General features: G+C 74.5%; 10 protein-coding genes. 5 read left to right on the top strand and 5 right to left on the bottom strand.

Annotated features, from left to right (window positions below):
• Window positions 1-48 precede the first annotated feature (48 nt).
• Together HD601_RS11720 and HD601_RS11725 are read right to left on the bottom strand one after the other, a co-directional pair.
• A complete protein-coding gene (locus tag HD601_RS11720) occupies window positions 49-3,867 on the bottom strand; it encodes a S8 family serine peptidase (RefSeq protein ID WP_184822052.1) in 3,819 nt (1,272 codons plus the stop codon).
• 74 nt (window positions 3,868-3,941) lie between these two features.
• Complete coding sequence (locus tag HD601_RS11725; RefSeq protein ID WP_184822054.1) at window positions 3,942-7,763, bottom strand: S8 family serine peptidase; 3,822 nt, start codon at window positions 7,761-7,763, stop codon at window positions 3,942-3,944.
• A gap of 181 nt (window positions 7,764-7,944) precedes the next feature.
• On the opposite strand from HD601_RS11725, the gene HD601_RS11730 reads away from it, so the two are divergent.
• Complete coding sequence (locus HD601_RS11730) at window positions 7,945-8,445, top strand: GAF domain-containing protein (RefSeq protein ID WP_184822056.1); 501 nt, start codon at window positions 7,945-7,947, stop codon at window positions 8,443-8,445.
• On the opposite strand, the gene HD601_RS11735 is transcribed toward HD601_RS11730, so the two are convergent.
• Entirely contained in the window at window positions 8,419-9,408 is a 990-nt protein-coding gene (locus HD601_RS11735) for a WYL domain-containing protein (RefSeq protein WP_221440851.1), read from the bottom strand. The two genes, HD601_RS11730 and HD601_RS11735, sit on opposite strands and share 27 nt — an antisense overlap.
• A 38-nt stretch (window positions 9,409-9,446) precedes the next feature.
• Between HD601_RS11735 and HD601_RS11740 the strand changes: the two genes are divergently transcribed.
• The 3 genes from HD601_RS11740 to HD601_RS11750 are packed head-to-tail and all read left to right on the top strand — an operon-like array spanning window position 9,447 to window position 11,571.
• Window positions 9,447-10,709: a nucleotidyltransferase family protein gene (locus HD601_RS11740; RefSeq protein WP_184822058.1), complete on the top strand. Its 1,263-nt coding sequence runs from the start codon at window positions 9,447-9,449 to the stop codon at window positions 10,707-10,709.
• Entirely contained in the window at window positions 10,706-10,969 is a 264-nt protein-coding gene (locus tag HD601_RS11745) for a hypothetical protein (protein ID WP_184822059.1), read from the top strand. The genes HD601_RS11740 and HD601_RS11745 overlap by 4 nt, the downstream gene beginning before the upstream one ends.
• Entirely contained in the window at window positions 10,966-11,571 is a 606-nt protein-coding gene (locus HD601_RS11750; protein ID WP_184822061.1) for an HD domain-containing protein, read from the top strand. Before HD601_RS11745 ends, HD601_RS11750 begins: the two co-directional genes overlap by 4 nt.
• On the opposite strand, the gene HD601_RS11755 is transcribed toward HD601_RS11750, so the two are convergent.
• The gene (locus tag HD601_RS11755) at window positions 11,561-12,337 is read right to left on the bottom strand and encodes a maleylpyruvate isomerase family mycothiol-dependent enzyme (RefSeq protein WP_184822063.1); all 777 of its coding nucleotides are present in this window, start codon (window positions 12,335-12,337) and stop codon (window positions 11,561-11,563) included. The two genes, HD601_RS11750 and HD601_RS11755, sit on opposite strands and share 11 nt — an antisense overlap.
• Before the next feature lie 98 nt (window positions 12,338-12,435).
• On the opposite strand from HD601_RS11755, the gene HD601_RS11760 reads away from it, so the two are divergent.
• Complete coding sequence (locus HD601_RS11760) at window positions 12,436-12,579, top strand: hypothetical protein (protein ID WP_184822065.1); 144 nt, start codon at window positions 12,436-12,438, stop codon at window positions 12,577-12,579.
• 70 nt (window positions 12,580-12,649) lie between these two features.
• Here the strand turns inward: HD601_RS11760 and HD601_RS11765 are convergent, their stop codons facing one another.
• The gene (locus tag HD601_RS11765; protein WP_184822067.1) at window positions 12,650-13,279 is read right to left on the bottom strand and encodes a dihydrofolate reductase family protein; all 630 of its coding nucleotides are present in this window, start codon (window positions 13,277-13,279) and stop codon (window positions 12,650-12,652) included.
• Window position 13,280 lies beyond the last annotated feature (1 nt).

Genomic DNA, 13,280 nt, shown 5'->3' on the forward strand with positions numbered 1-13,280 from the left:
AAGGTGTATCACGACGCAGCTCACAGCGTCTAGAGGTGATCCAACGGCTCAGTCCAGCGGGTAGGCGCGGATCACCTCCTGCTCGAGCCGGGTCCCGTCGCCCTCGGCATCGATGCGCAGCGACACGTGCTCGGCGTCCTTCGGGTGCTTGACGGTGACGGCGTACGTCCCGCTCCCGGCGGGGCCGCTGGGCCGGACCACGGCGGGCCGCCAGCTGTCGCCGTCGTCGAACGACACCTCGACGCGGACCCGGCGCAGCGACGGCGGCGGCGCGCCCACCTGCCCGCCCACGGTGAGGTCGAACTGGAACGTGCGGCCCGACGGGGCATGGTTCAGCGAGTCCAGCGCCACGTCGTACGACGCGAACAGCAGCGGCACGAACGCGCAGTTGCGGTGGCCGCCGTCGGTGCAGCGGTACCAGTCCGGCAACGCGCCCATCCCCGAGGACGGGGCCGCCGACCGGAACGTCCACGCCGTCGTCGACCGGGTCCCCCAGCTCCACGGCGCGTCGGACCAGGCGTCGATCTCGAGCCGGTACTCCGAGTCCGCCGCGACCGCCGGCAGCACGCCGCGGCCGGTCCGACGGCTGACCACCAGCTCGTCGTCGCGGTAGAGGCGGGTCGCCGAGTTCTCCCACCGGGTGTCCCAGGCGCCGTAGTGGCCGTCACCGGAGTCGGCGAAGTCCTCGATCCAGAGGAACAGCTCGTCGGCGTCGCGGCAGGCCGGGCAGGGGATGCCCATGCGGTCCTGGTCGAGCACCTCGCGTCGCGGCGACGGCACGAACGGCCCGCCGAACCAGGTGTCCTCGACCTCGTCGCCGGCCGACAGGTACCGCAGCCGGTCGCGCATCATCCGGCTGAGGATCACGTCGGCGGTCTCGTAGCCGGCGACCTGCTTCAGCCAGAGCATGCCGGGTGACGCCGTCACGTACTCGGTCCGCTCGACGGGCGCGCGGAAGTAGCGGAAGGAGTCGAAGGACCAGTCCTGCCAGGGCGCGAACGAGGCGTTGACGTCGGCGACCGAGCGCTCCGGCGCGTCGGAGTGGTAGGTCGACGAAACGGTGGCGAGGTCGTCCGGCCCAACCACCTGCGACAGGTCGGTCCCGACCCCGCCGTCCGAGTCGAAGCGCAGGTCGTAGAGGTACGGACTGTCCGGCGTCGAGTGCACCGTCACGGCGGACCCGTTCCGCGCCAGCAGCGCCTCCGCCTCGCCGATGTCCAGTGCGGCGGCCGGGATGGGCAGCCCGCGCTCGACGACGCCGGCGAACGGGTAGCCGGACCGGCTGTAGAGCAGCGCGAGCTCGGCGCCGGCCTCGGCGACGGCCGTGATCTGCTCGCTCCAGAGCCCGCCGGTCGCCTCGACCAGGGCGATCTTCCCTTCGAGGTCGACGGCGGCCAGCTCGGCCGGGGTGGCCTCGCCGGCGTCGACGACGTCCCACCGGTACCGGCCCTCGGGCAGCTCCGGCGCGTAGACGAAGTACTCCGGCTCGAACGCGGGCAGTCCGGCGCCCTCGACGACGATGTCCGGCGCGGCCAGCGAGAGCGCCGAGACCAGGTGGAACCCGCCCTTCGTGACCTGCTCGGTCGGCGTCGCGTACATGTCGGTGAACGGCTCGCCGAGCAGGTAGCGGTAGTGCATCGACTCGCCGGTGACGGGGAAGCGCCAGAACTCCAGCTTCGCCGAGACGCCCTCGGCGGGCCGGCCGACGTCGGCGGTGATCGGGACCGCCGTGCGCCCGTCCAGGACGACGCTCGCCCCGCCCGGCGCGACCTCGATCTGCGGGTCGCCGGCGAAGGTGTAGGTGTACCGGTCGTCGTCGATCTCGGTCATGATGCTCAGCGCACTGTACGTCCCCGGTGGCACGCGCACGGTCGCCTGGCCGCGCGCGTCGAGGTTCGGGAACGACAGGTGCGTCGCGGAGTCGTCGACGTTGCCGATCTGCACGGTCGCGCCGCGGTTCGGGACGCCGGTGCGGTCCAGCACGGTGACGGTCAGCTCGTAGACCTCGGGCTCCTTGTTCAACCCGAGCGGCAGCGAGACGCTCACGCCGCCGGGACCCGTGCCGGTGACGAAGCCGCTGTACAGGCCCGCGGCGCCGAGCGAGGGGTCGAGGGTGACGTCGACGGCGGCCGTGCCGTTCGCGGGGACGGTGACCGACGACGCGCCGAGCGTGATCATCCCGGCCGGCGCAGGCGTGCCCGCCGCACCGCCGACGGTGGCCGACGCCGTGAGCTGCAGCTCGACGGGCGCGGACGTCGCGTTCGAGAACGTGGCGGTGCGGACGATCGGCTCCAGCTCGGTCTGCGGGTACGGCAGGTAGCCGAAGTTCAGCGGCGCCGGCCCGGCGAACACGCCCTGGGCGACGGCGGTCGCGACGTCCAGCCGACCGCCGCCCTGCTGGTAGACGGTGAGGCCGTCGCGCGGGATCGCCGTCGACACCAGCGCGGCCTTGACCTGCTCCGGCGCCCAGTCCGGGTGCTGCTGGCGGACGATCGCGGCGGCGCCGGCGACGTGCGGCGTGGCCATCGAGGTGCCCGACGCGCTGGTGTAGAGGTCGTCGACGGGCGTGCCCATGGCGGTGCCGGCGGCCCGGGCGGCGACGATGTTCGTGCCGGGCGCGGTGATGTCCGGCTTGATCGCGTGGTCGCCGACGCGCGGGCCGCGCCCGGACGACGCCGCGAGCTCGTCGGTCTTCGTGACGTTGCCGACGGTGAGTGCGGTGTCGGCGCTGCCCGGGTTGGTCAGGGAGTAGTCGCCGGGCCCGTAGTTGCCGCCGGCGATGACGAACAGCGCGCCGGTCTCGGCGGTCAGCTCGTTCACGGCCTGGCTGAGCGGGTCGGTGCCGTCGCTGGGGTAGCCGCCGAGGCTCATGCTGACGACGTCGGCGCCGTTCCGCGCGGCCCACTCCATGCCGGCGATGACCCACGAGTCCTGGCCGCTGCCGCCGTCGTCGAGGACCTTGCCGATCATCAGGTCCGCGCCCGGCGCGACGCCGCGGCGCGCGCCGTCGGACCCCGCGCCGCTGCCGGCGACCGTCGCCGCCACGTGGGTGCCGTGGCCGTGCCGGTCGACCGGGGTGCCGCCGCCGGTGAAGTCCTGCTGCTCGGAGATGCGCCCGGCGACGTCCGGGTGCTCGGCGTCGATGCCGGTGTCGAGGACGGCGACGGTGGTGCCGGTGCCGTCGAACCCCGCGTCCCAGGCCTCCGGTGCGCCGATCATCGGGACGCTGACGTCGAGCGTGGCGGCGACGGTGCCGTCGAGCCAGACGGCGTCGACGGCGGGGTCGGCCCAGATCGCGGACCAGAAGTCGTCGGCCGCGTCCTTGTCGACGTCCACCGCGGCGCCGTCGATGCTCGGCAGCGGCAGGGTGGCGTCGCTCGCGGGCAGTGCCTCGGCCCTGGTCGCGACCGTCGTGGCCGACCGGGCCGCGGCGCCGTCGTAGGTGACGATGACCGGCAGCTCGGTGGCAGCGTCGTCGGCATAGCCGCTCTCGATCAGCCGTGTCACGTTGAACAGCTGGTCGTCGACCGTGCCGGCGCGAACCTGAGGCGCAACCCTGGTGGGGACGACGTAGGTGTCGCCGTCCAGCTCGTAGGCCTCGACGGCGCCCCCGTCCGTGGCGTCGACGGCGACCGACGTCTTCCCGCCGGTGGTGGTGACGTGGACGACGTCGCCGGTGACGAGGGTGACCCGGGTGGCGTTCTCGGCGGTGGCCGGCGCTGTCGTGGGGACGGCGTCGGCCTGCGGTTCCGCCGTGGTCGCGGACGTCGCCGGTGCCGCCCCGGTGGTCAGGGTGGTGGTCAGGGCGACGGCCAGCGCGGCGGCGGACCAGGAGACCCGTCGTCGGCGGGAGCGGGAACGGGACACGGGCGCAATCGGGGGCATCGCGTGGTCCTCTCGGCGGGGGCGGGGTGCTGCGGCGGTGCGGTGCTGCGGCGTGGTCAGCTGGTGAGCCGGTAGGCGCGCTCGATCGTCTGGACGACGGAGTCGCCGGCGGCCGTCCACGCCTCGGTGCGCAGCCAGACGTGGCCGTTGGTCGCGTCGAGGTCCGGGTGCGGGACGGTGACCCGGTAGTCGCCGCTGGCGCGGCGGCCGTCGGGCCGGACCTGGGTGGGCCGCCAGCTGGCGCCGTCGTCGACGGAGAACCAGACCCGCAGCCGGTCGGCGGCCGGACCGCCGCCGGGTGCCGCGGCGTGCAGTCCGATGGTGTGTCGCCGGCCGGCCGGTGCGCTGTTGACCAGGTCGAGGCCGAGGTCCCACCGCAACTGCACGAGCGGCTGGAACGCGCACGGGTCGGTGAGCGCCGCGACCGGGCACTCGTAGGCCTCCGGCAGCTGTCCGGCCGTCGGCGGCGTGGACGTGAACTCCCATTCCGTCGCGATCCGGGTGGCGAGGCCGTCGGGCGGGCCGGGCTGGACGTAGTCCATGGTCAGCCGGTAGTCGCCGGTGCCGGGCGGCAGCTGGAACGACTGGTTGGTCGAGCCGCGGACCGGGAGCTCCTCGTCGCCGCGGAACAGCCGGACGGCCGGCTGGTCGAACCAGGCGTGCTGGTAGTGCCCGCCGCCGTCGAGGCGGTACTGGCCGGTGACGAACCGGTCGCCCTGGCGGCAGAACGTACAGCGCAGCGCGGTCGGGTAGGCGCCGGCGACGTCCAGTGCGCCGTAGTGGACCGGCGACTCGAACCAGCGCTCGGCCGGCAGCCGCTCGCCGGGCTCGAACACGTTCCACGACCGCAGCGCGGCGCCCTCCAGCGTCGTCTCGCGTAGCCAGCGCAGCGACGGGCCGGTGGCGCCGACCAGCTCGGTGCGCGCGCTGCCGCCCCAGAGGCCGAGCGCGAGCTGCGTGCTGTCCGGCATGACGGGGCTGAACGCGAACCAGGCGTGCGTGCCCTCGTGGCCGGGCGTGTCGGTGTGGTAGCGGCTGGTCAGAGTGGTGAGGTCGGCGTCGTCGATGACGGCGGGGCCGTCGGCCGGGAAGCCGCCCTCGTGGCCGAGCCGCAGGTGGTAGACGCGCTCCGGCGAGCGCTGCGCGTCGAGGTCGAGCCGGCTGACCCGACCGGCCGCGATCGCCTGCCGCAGCGCGTCGCCGTCGGCCTGGCTGAGACCGAGCTGCAGCACCGGTGTCGCCTGCAGCTGGATGCCCAGCGCGCCCGGGGTGTCGGCGTAGAAGAGGAGGCCCGCGACGCCGGCCTCCGCGGCCGCCGTCGTGACCCGCTGGATCTCGTTGAGCGCGTAGGCGTAGCCGAACGGCTCGCCGGCGGGGATCCGGATCCGGACCAGCGCCAGGGCGTCGCGGGCGCTCTCGAGGTCGGGGGACGTCCCGTCGCCCGAGTCGCCGGCGTCGACGACGGGCAGCCTGCGGTCGCCGTCGAGCGCGGGGCCCGCGAGGTGCGGCCAGTACTCGGGCGTGGCCGCGAACCCGGGTCCGCGCAGCTCGGCCAGCGTCGAGCCGAGCGTCCACTTGGTGTACGACTCGGTCCGGCCCAGCTGCGGAGCGGGGGTCGGGGTCGTGTAGAGCGTCCACTCGCTGGACTGGTCGAACAGCGCGCCGACGCCGAACAGCCGGCCGTCGGGGGTACTGCGGAGCACGCCGATCTCGCCCATGAGCAGGTCCACCGGCTCGCCGACGTCGGGGTTGCGCAGGACGGCGTCGCGGGCGTCGAGGTGGGTGGCGGTGTCGGCGTGGACGTCGAGCTCGCTGGCGACGGCGACGGTCGACTCCGTCGCCTGCAGGTCCCACGTCGTGATCTGCGCGTACACGTCGTAGACGCCCTCGGCGACGTCGAGGCTGGCGCGGCCCTCGGAGTCGGTCCAGGCGAAGTGGTTCCAGGTGCGGAACGGGTCGTTGGCGACGAAGCCGGGGTCGACCTTGACCACCCAGACCGGCAGGCCGGGGTCGGCCGGGGCGCCGCGGCGGTTCGTCGCCGCGACGTCGAGCGTATGGGTGACGCCTGCCTCGTAGAGGCTCCACGGGCTCCGCACGCTCACGCCGTCGTCGCTGGTGGCGGTCACGACGCCGGAGTAGACGCCCGCGTCGAGGACGGTCGGGTCGGCGGTGAGGTCGACGGTGGCGGTGCCGTTCGCGGGGACGATGAGCTGGGTGGCACCGAGCCGGACGTCGCCGGCCGCGACCGTGCGGCCGTCCCAGCCCTGTCCGGTGACCGCGAGGTCCAGGGCGACGGGCGAGGCGGTGGCGTTGCGGTAGGTCAGGGTGCGGGTGACCGGCGCCGTGGCCGGGTCCGGGATGCGGCCGAAGTCGAGGCTCGCGGGTCCGTACACGCCCTGCTCGACCGCGCGGGCGACGTCGACCCGGCCGGCGCCCTGCTGGAACGGGGTATACGCGCCGGGCGCGGCCGTCGAGGCGAGCGCGTCCCTCAGCTCGGCGTAGCCCCAGTCGGGGTGCGCCTGGGCGAGCAGCGCGGCGGCGCCGGCGACGTGCGGCGTGGCCATCGAGGTCCCGTTGGCGCTGGTGTGCAGGTCGCTGACCGGCGTGCCCATGCTGGTGCCGGCCGCGCGGGCGGCGACGATGCCGACGCCCGGCGCGGTGAGGTTGGGCTTGATCGCGGCGTCGCCCCGGCGCGGGCCGCGGTTGCTGAAGTCGGCGAGTGTGTCGGTGTCGTCGACGGCGCCGACGGTGAGCGCGCTGGTGGCGGCGCCGGGTGTGCCGACGGCGGCGTCGCTGTAGTCGTTGCCCGCCGCGACGACGAAGAGCGTGCCGGTCTCGGCGGACAGCGCGTCGACGGCGAGGCTGCCGGGGTCGGTGCCGTCGGTCGCGGGCGCGCTGAGGCTGAGGTTGACCACGTCGGCGCCGTTCTGCGCGGCCCACTCCATGCCGTCGATGGCCCACGACAGCTGGCCGGTGCCCCCGCTGGTCAGGACCTTGCCGATCATGAGGTCGGCGCCGGGCGCGACGCCGGGACTCCCGCCGGGCGCGGCGCCGGTGCCCGCGACCGTCGCGGCGACGTGGGTGCCGTGCCCGTGGCCGTCGACGGCGTCCGCGTCGGTCGTGAAGTTCCGCGTCGCGGTGATCCGGCCGGCTAGGTCCGGGTGCCCGGCGTCGACCCCGGTGTCGAGGACCGCCACGGTGACGCCATCGCCGTCGTAGCCCGCTTCCCATGCCTCCGGGGCGCCGATGTGCGGGACGCTGACGTCGAGGTCGGCCCGGATCGTCGCGTCCAGCCAGACGTTCGCGACGCCGCCGGTCAGCGAGGCGGCGCGGGAGCCCGTCGCGTCGGCCGCCGGCTCGGTGAGGTCGGCCCAGAGCCCGCTCGCATCGGCGGGGTCCAGGGCGACGGCGTCGATCGACTCGAGCGTCCGCACGACCGGCGTGCTGCGCAGCCGGGCCCTCACGCCGTCGTACCGGACGATGACCGGCGGCGGCCCGCCCGGCTCCAGCTGCGCGACGTCGAACAGCCGCCGGTCCACCGTCCCGCTCGCGACCAGCCCGAACGCGTCCGAGGGCAGCACGTAGTGGCTGTCGCCGTCGGACACGCTGGTGAACGTGACCGGGCGGCCGTCCTCGCGCGGGGCCGGGGTGACGGCGTAGGTCCGCTCGCCGCCCGGCTCCTGCGCGACGGTGACGACGTCGCCGGTGAGGAGGGTGACGACGGTGGGCGCTTCAGCGCCGGTCGTGGCGGGAGCGGTCGCGGGGGCGCTGGTGGCCGGGGTGCTCGCCGCGGCCGGCAGCAGGGCGGCGACCACCACGGCGACGGCGGTTCCGGTCACGACGAGGTGGCGGGGACGGCTCGGGCGGCGAGGTCGCACGGCTCCTCCTGCAGGGTGAGACGTGGTGCCGGGATGTCCGGTCCGGACAATCTGGCACCGCCACGACCCGGCGCGGAAGGACTATCCGTGGCAGATAGGCGTCATTGACGCAAAGAGGACGCCGTCCCGCTGTAGTAGACATGGACGTCGACGTGACGGTCGAGCGAGGAGCGGAATGCGGATGGAACCGCTCGTGTACCGCGCGCCGCTGCGGTCCCGGCGGCCGGACGTGCCCGACGGCGCCGGGGTCGAGCGGGCACTGGCGGCGGGCGTGTGCGGGCTGGGAGGTGAGCTGCCGCCGTCGTCGGCGCCCGGCTCGGTCCTTGCGGCGGCCGCGGCGCTGGAGCGGGTCGACGGCGAGCGTGCGGCTCGGCGGCTGCTGCGGTTCGCGGCCGTGCCCGACGGCGCCTTCGCCTGGACCCGCGACGTCGACGGCGCCTACCTGCTCGGGAGGCTCGACGGGCCGTACCGCTACGACGCGAGCGCGCCGGCCCGGGCGGCCGACCTGGTGCACGTGCGGCCGTGCCGCTGGCTGCCCGCGCCCGTCGACGCTGCGCGGGTGCCGGCCGCGGTGGTGGCGACGTTCGGGCGGGGCGGGCGGAACCTCCAGCGGATCCGCGACGCCGCCGTCGGTGCGCAGACGGCGGAGCTCTGGTCAGGCGGCGGGGCCGGCGTCGAGTAGTCGCTGCGCCAGCTCGCGACTGCGGGTCGCCAGCTCAGGCGGGTCGAGGACCTCGAACGCGTGCCCCAGCAACAGCACGTGCATGAGCACGAGGTCGAGGTTCGCGGCGCCGCTGAGCACCTCGCAGCGCTCGCCGTCGAGCGGCCGGACGACCGCCGCCGACGCCGGGACCTGGGCGCGCACCGTCGTCGCCGGCGCGTGCACGAGGAAGCGGGCCTGACGCGGATAGACCCGGCTCGCGACGCTCTCCTGCACGAACGTGGCCGCGTCGGGCGCCTCGCGCGGGCGGAACCGCCAGGTGCGCGCCGTCACGTCCGTCATCCGGTCGACGCGGAAGCTGCGCCAGTCGTCGCGGTCGAGGTCGTACGCGAGCAGGTACCAGCGCCGGTCGGAGGCGACCAGCCGGTACGGCTCGACCCGGCGCCGTCGCGCCTCGCTCCCGGACCGCCCGGCCGGGTAGTCGAACCCGGTCTCGACCTCGTCGCGGCAGGCCCGGGCCAGCGTCATCAGCAGGCCGGGGTCGACCGGCGCGCGGCCGCCGCCGAAGGACTCGACCGAGCCGGAGAGCGCGCGCACCTCGCGCTGCAGGCGGGCGGGCAGTACCCGGTCGAGCTTGGTCAGCGCCCGCAGCGCGGCGTCGCCCGCTCCGGCGACGGCGCCACCCGCGCCGCCCGCGCCCGCGGTCGCGAGGAGGGAGAGGGTCGTCGCGATCGCCTCCTCGTCGTCCAACAGCAGCGGCGGCAGGTCCTGTCCCGCGCCGAGCTGGTACCCACCGCCGACGCCCTGGCTCGCGTGCACCGGGTAGCCGAGCGCGCGCAGCCGCTCGACGTCGCGCCGCACCGTCCGCGGCGTGACGTTCAGTCGCTCGGCCAGCTCGGGCCCGGTCCAGACCTGGCGCTGCTGCAGCAGCCCGAGCAGGGTCAGCACCCGCTCCGTCGTCCCCCGCTCCGCGTCGGCCGTCACGGCCCCTACTGTGGCAGGCGACGGCTAGGTTGGACCTCATGCCGGACAGCGACGGTGGCAGCGACCGGCCCATCGCGGACGGCGTCGAGGGCCTCCGTGCGCTGGCCGGCCACGAGGTCCCGGCCGGCGTCGACGCTGTGGGTGACGGCGTCGCGGGCCGGCTGGAGGGGCTACGGCGACAGCTCGCTTCCGTCGATGGGTCGCCCGCCCTCGACGACGCGGAACGGCGGATGCGCGGCGATCTCGACCGGCTGCGCGGCGAGGTCTCGGCCGCGCTGTCCGCCGTCGCCGACGAGCTGGACGAGCTGCGGCGACCGGACCCGGGCGGGCCGGGGGGATCGGGTGCGCCGGTCGCGTTCTCGGCGCCGACGGCGGCGGCCTCGGCCGGTGTCCATCCCGAGGTCGCCGCCGTCGTGGCCAGGCTCGTGGCCGACACGGCGCATCCGCTCGACCTGACCCGTGCGCTCGCCGACCCGCGCCGGCGCGACGCCACGCTGGCGATCCTCGCCGAGCTCGCCGAAGGACGGCTCCTGTCGGGCGGGACGCTCGAGGAGTACCGCGCCGAGCACCCCGGCCGCGGCCCGCTGTTCACTCCCGTGCCGGCGTCGGCTCTGACCGACGCGCAGGGCCGCAACCGCCTCGCGGTCTTCCTCGACGCCGCCCGCCGCCTGGACCCGGCGCGTGACGTCGGCGCCGATCCCACGCCGTCGCAGCTGGCACTCCTCGACGACTACGGCCGGCGTCTGGTCGAGGAGGTCGAGCCGCACGTGCGGGCCGAGGTCGAGGCGCTGGCCGCCCCCTTCGCGGACGCCGCCGTCAGCCTGCGGGTCAAGGGCCCGCGCTCGATCCTCGAGAAGGTGACCCGCATGTCTGCCGGCCGCGAGCACCGTCCGGCCCGCCCCGGCTACCACGCGGGCGCGGTGGTCGACGCCGTCGGCGCCCGCATCACCGTCGACGGGACCGCCGCGTTGGCGACCCTCTGTGCCGCCGTGACCAGCCATTTCGGGATCGGCGACGGTGGCCGCGTGCTGGATCTGGAGAACCGCTACACCGATCCCAAGCCGCACAACCCCGCCTACCGCGTCGTGCCGCTCATCGTCGCGGTGGACGTCGGCGGGCTGGCGTACACGTGCGAACTACAGTTGAGTACTCGCCGGGCGTCGGTCGCGGCCGACCTCGAGCACAACACCGTCTACAAGCCGTACGTGGCCGTCACCGAGCGCGAGCAGGCGCGGGTGCTGGCCATGCAGGCCGAGGCGGCCGCCCTCGACCAGGACGAGACCAGGAGCGATGCGCGGTGACCGATACGAACCACGCGTGGATCTGGATCGGGCACGTGGCCGGCGCCGACGGCGAGCTCGCCGCGGCCTTCGTCATCGACGAGCGGCAGCACGCCGACGCCCAGGCCGCGCAGGCCGCCGTCACGGCCGCCGCCGAGGAACTGCGCCGTCGCGGCATCGCGCACGAGCTCGAGCACGTGCGGGTCCGCCTCGACGAGCCCGCCCAGCCGTTGCCCAGCTGGACCGACTACCAGGCGTCCCTGCCCGCCGAGGACGCATGAGGACGTTCGGCGCCTGGGCGTCGTTCGACGATGCGCGGGTCGCGTTGACCGGACGGTTGCCCGACGGCGACCTCGACCGGCTGGGCGCGGTGTACGCGTTCGCGGCCGAGCGGCATGCGGACCAGACCCGGCCGGCCGGCGAGCCTTACACTCGGCACCTGCTCGAGGCCATGGAGATCCTGGCAGTCGCGCTGGACGTCGACGACGCCGACCTGCTCGCCGCCGCCCTGTTGCACGACGCCGTCGAGGACACCCCCACGACGTCGGCGGAGGTCGAGGAGCGCTTCGGCCCCCGCGTCGCCGAACTGGTCGCCCACGTCACCAAGCCGCCGTCGTCTCCGTCGGCGCCCGACGAGGACCGCGCCGCCGTTCGGGAGGGCTATCTCAGCGGGCTGCGTGACCTGCCCGCCGACGCGCTGCTGCTCAAACTGGCCGACCGCTACAGCAACGTCCAGCGCCTGCACACCCACCCGCGGCCGGCGAAACAGCGCGCCTACTACGCCGAGACCCGCCGCTACCTCGTCCCGCTGGCCGCCGTCGACCCGCGGCTGGAGGCGCTCTTCGCCGACTGGGAGCGCACGTACGAGTACCTCAGTCGGTGACCCAGTCCATCTGCTCGATCCAGCGGTCGAACAGGGTGCGATCGCCCTGCACATCGAGGCCGGGGGCCGCGCTCAGCGGGCGGCGACGGCTGATCACGAGCATGAGGTCGGTGGCCGGGCCGCTGACCGTGACGTCCGCCTCCGCGTGCACGCGTTCCAGGACGACGTTCTCCGGCTCGCGGCGGGCCAGCCACTCCCCGGGCGCGTCGGTGGCGTGGAAGTGCAGGGTCTGCCCGGTGCCGCGCATCGCTGCGGCGTAGTCGGGCCGGTTCTCCAGATAGCCCTGGGACGTCATGGTGTCCAGCCAGTCCTCGAGCGCCCCGACAGCGGACGACGGCGCCAGCTCGTACCGCGTGCCGAGCGCCGACGCCGCGTCCGCGCGGTGGATGCAGGCCTCGCCGAACAGCCGGCGCGACCAGAACCGCACGCCCGCGTCGTCGCCGGACGGATCCCACACCGGCGTGTCGTCGGTGACCGACGCGAACGCGTCCCTCGCCTCGGCCGCGCTCTCGTTCAGCCAGTCGCGCCACTGTCCCGGGTCGGCCGGCCCGGGGACGTAGCGGGCGTACGCGTCGTCGGGCGCGGTCATCCGCTCGCCGACGAGCATGGTCACCATGCGCTGCGTCGAGCCGACGTGGTCGACGAGATCGGCCAGGGTCCACTTCGGGGTCGTGGGCACCGGCGCGGCTGGATCCTTCCCGTGCACCCACTCGGCCAGCGTGCCCGTCTGCTCGACGACGACGTTCAAGTATGCGGAGGTGTCCATGCCGGCGATGCTAGGAGCGGGCTCGGGCCGACCGCATCTGTCGAATGACTGGCGCCGACACCGTCGACGGATACCGGAACGAGGCGCACAATCAGGGCATGGGGAAGTCCCTGCTGTGCCGCCTCGGCTGGCACCAGTGGCAGCGGCTGTCCACCGAGGACGGCCAGCGCTACGTCGCGTGCCGTCGCTGCGGCAAAGAGGGCGAGGTCGGCCCGATGATCGGCGGCGACGGCCCGGCCTGAGGGCTCTGCCGCCGGTCAAAGGGGCCCAGGGGATCGAACCCTGCCGTGCTGGGGCGTGAGGTGGCCGGGTTCAGCGACGGACCGTGAACCGAAGATGCAGCACGCGGTCACCCTGGATGACCACGTGTGGGTCGTCGAGCAGGTGTTGGCGGTCGATGTCTCCGAAGTAGCGCCTACCCGACCCGAAGACCACGGGCACCACGTCCATCGCCACCTCGTCGACGAGTCCGGCGGCGAGGGCCTGGCCTCCGACCACCCCGGCATTCACGATGACGGTCCGGTCGCCCGCCAGTTCCTTCGCCGTGGCGACGGCTGTGGTCACGTCGTCGACGAAGTGGTAGGACGCCTCGGGATGCCATCCGTCCGGTTTGGGCCGGTGGGACACGACGACCACGTGGTCGCCTGCGGGTGGCTGACCTTCCCAGCCGTTCACGAGATCGAACAGGCGCCGGCCCATGATGCTGGCGCCGATGCCTTCCCACATGGGTCCGACGTACTCCGCCGAGGCGCCGGACACCTTGAAGTCGACACCAGCGCCGGAGTGGTCGAACTTCTCGGGCCCGTCGGGCCTCTGGTTGTTCGGCGGCGTGATCGGGGTGTCTCCGCTGAAGTACCACTCATGCAGTGGCCCGACGTCGTCGTTCTGGTCGGCGATGAACCCGTCGAGCGACACCACGTTGTGCATGATCACTTGGCCCACA

It is taken from the genome of Jiangella mangrovi (assembly GCF_014204975.1).
GTDB classification, from domain to species: Bacteria; Actinomycetota; Actinomycetes; order Jiangellales; family Jiangellaceae; genus Jiangella; species Jiangella mangrovi.

Bases quoted from the DNA above. Each gene is read 5' to 3' on its own strand.
- HD601_RS11730 (WP_184822056.1), top strand. From the start codon at position 7,945: ATGGAACCGCTCGTGTACCGCGCGCCGCTGCGGTCCCGGCGGCCGGAC.
- HD601_RS11740 (WP_184822058.1), top strand. From the start codon at position 9,447: ATGCCGGACAGCGACGGTGGCAGCGACCGGCCCATCGCGGACGGCGTC.
- HD601_RS11750 (WP_184822061.1), top strand. From the start codon at position 10,966: ATGAGGACGTTCGGCGCCTGGGCGTCGTTCGACGATGCGCGGGTCGCG.
- HD601_RS11755 (WP_184822063.1), bottom strand. From the start codon at position 12,337: ATGGACACCTCCGCATACTTGAACGTCGTCGTCGAGCAGACGGGCACG.
- HD601_RS11760 (WP_184822065.1), top strand. From the start codon at position 12,436: ATGGGGAAGTCCCTGCTGTGCCGCCTCGGCTGGCACCAGTGGCAGCGG.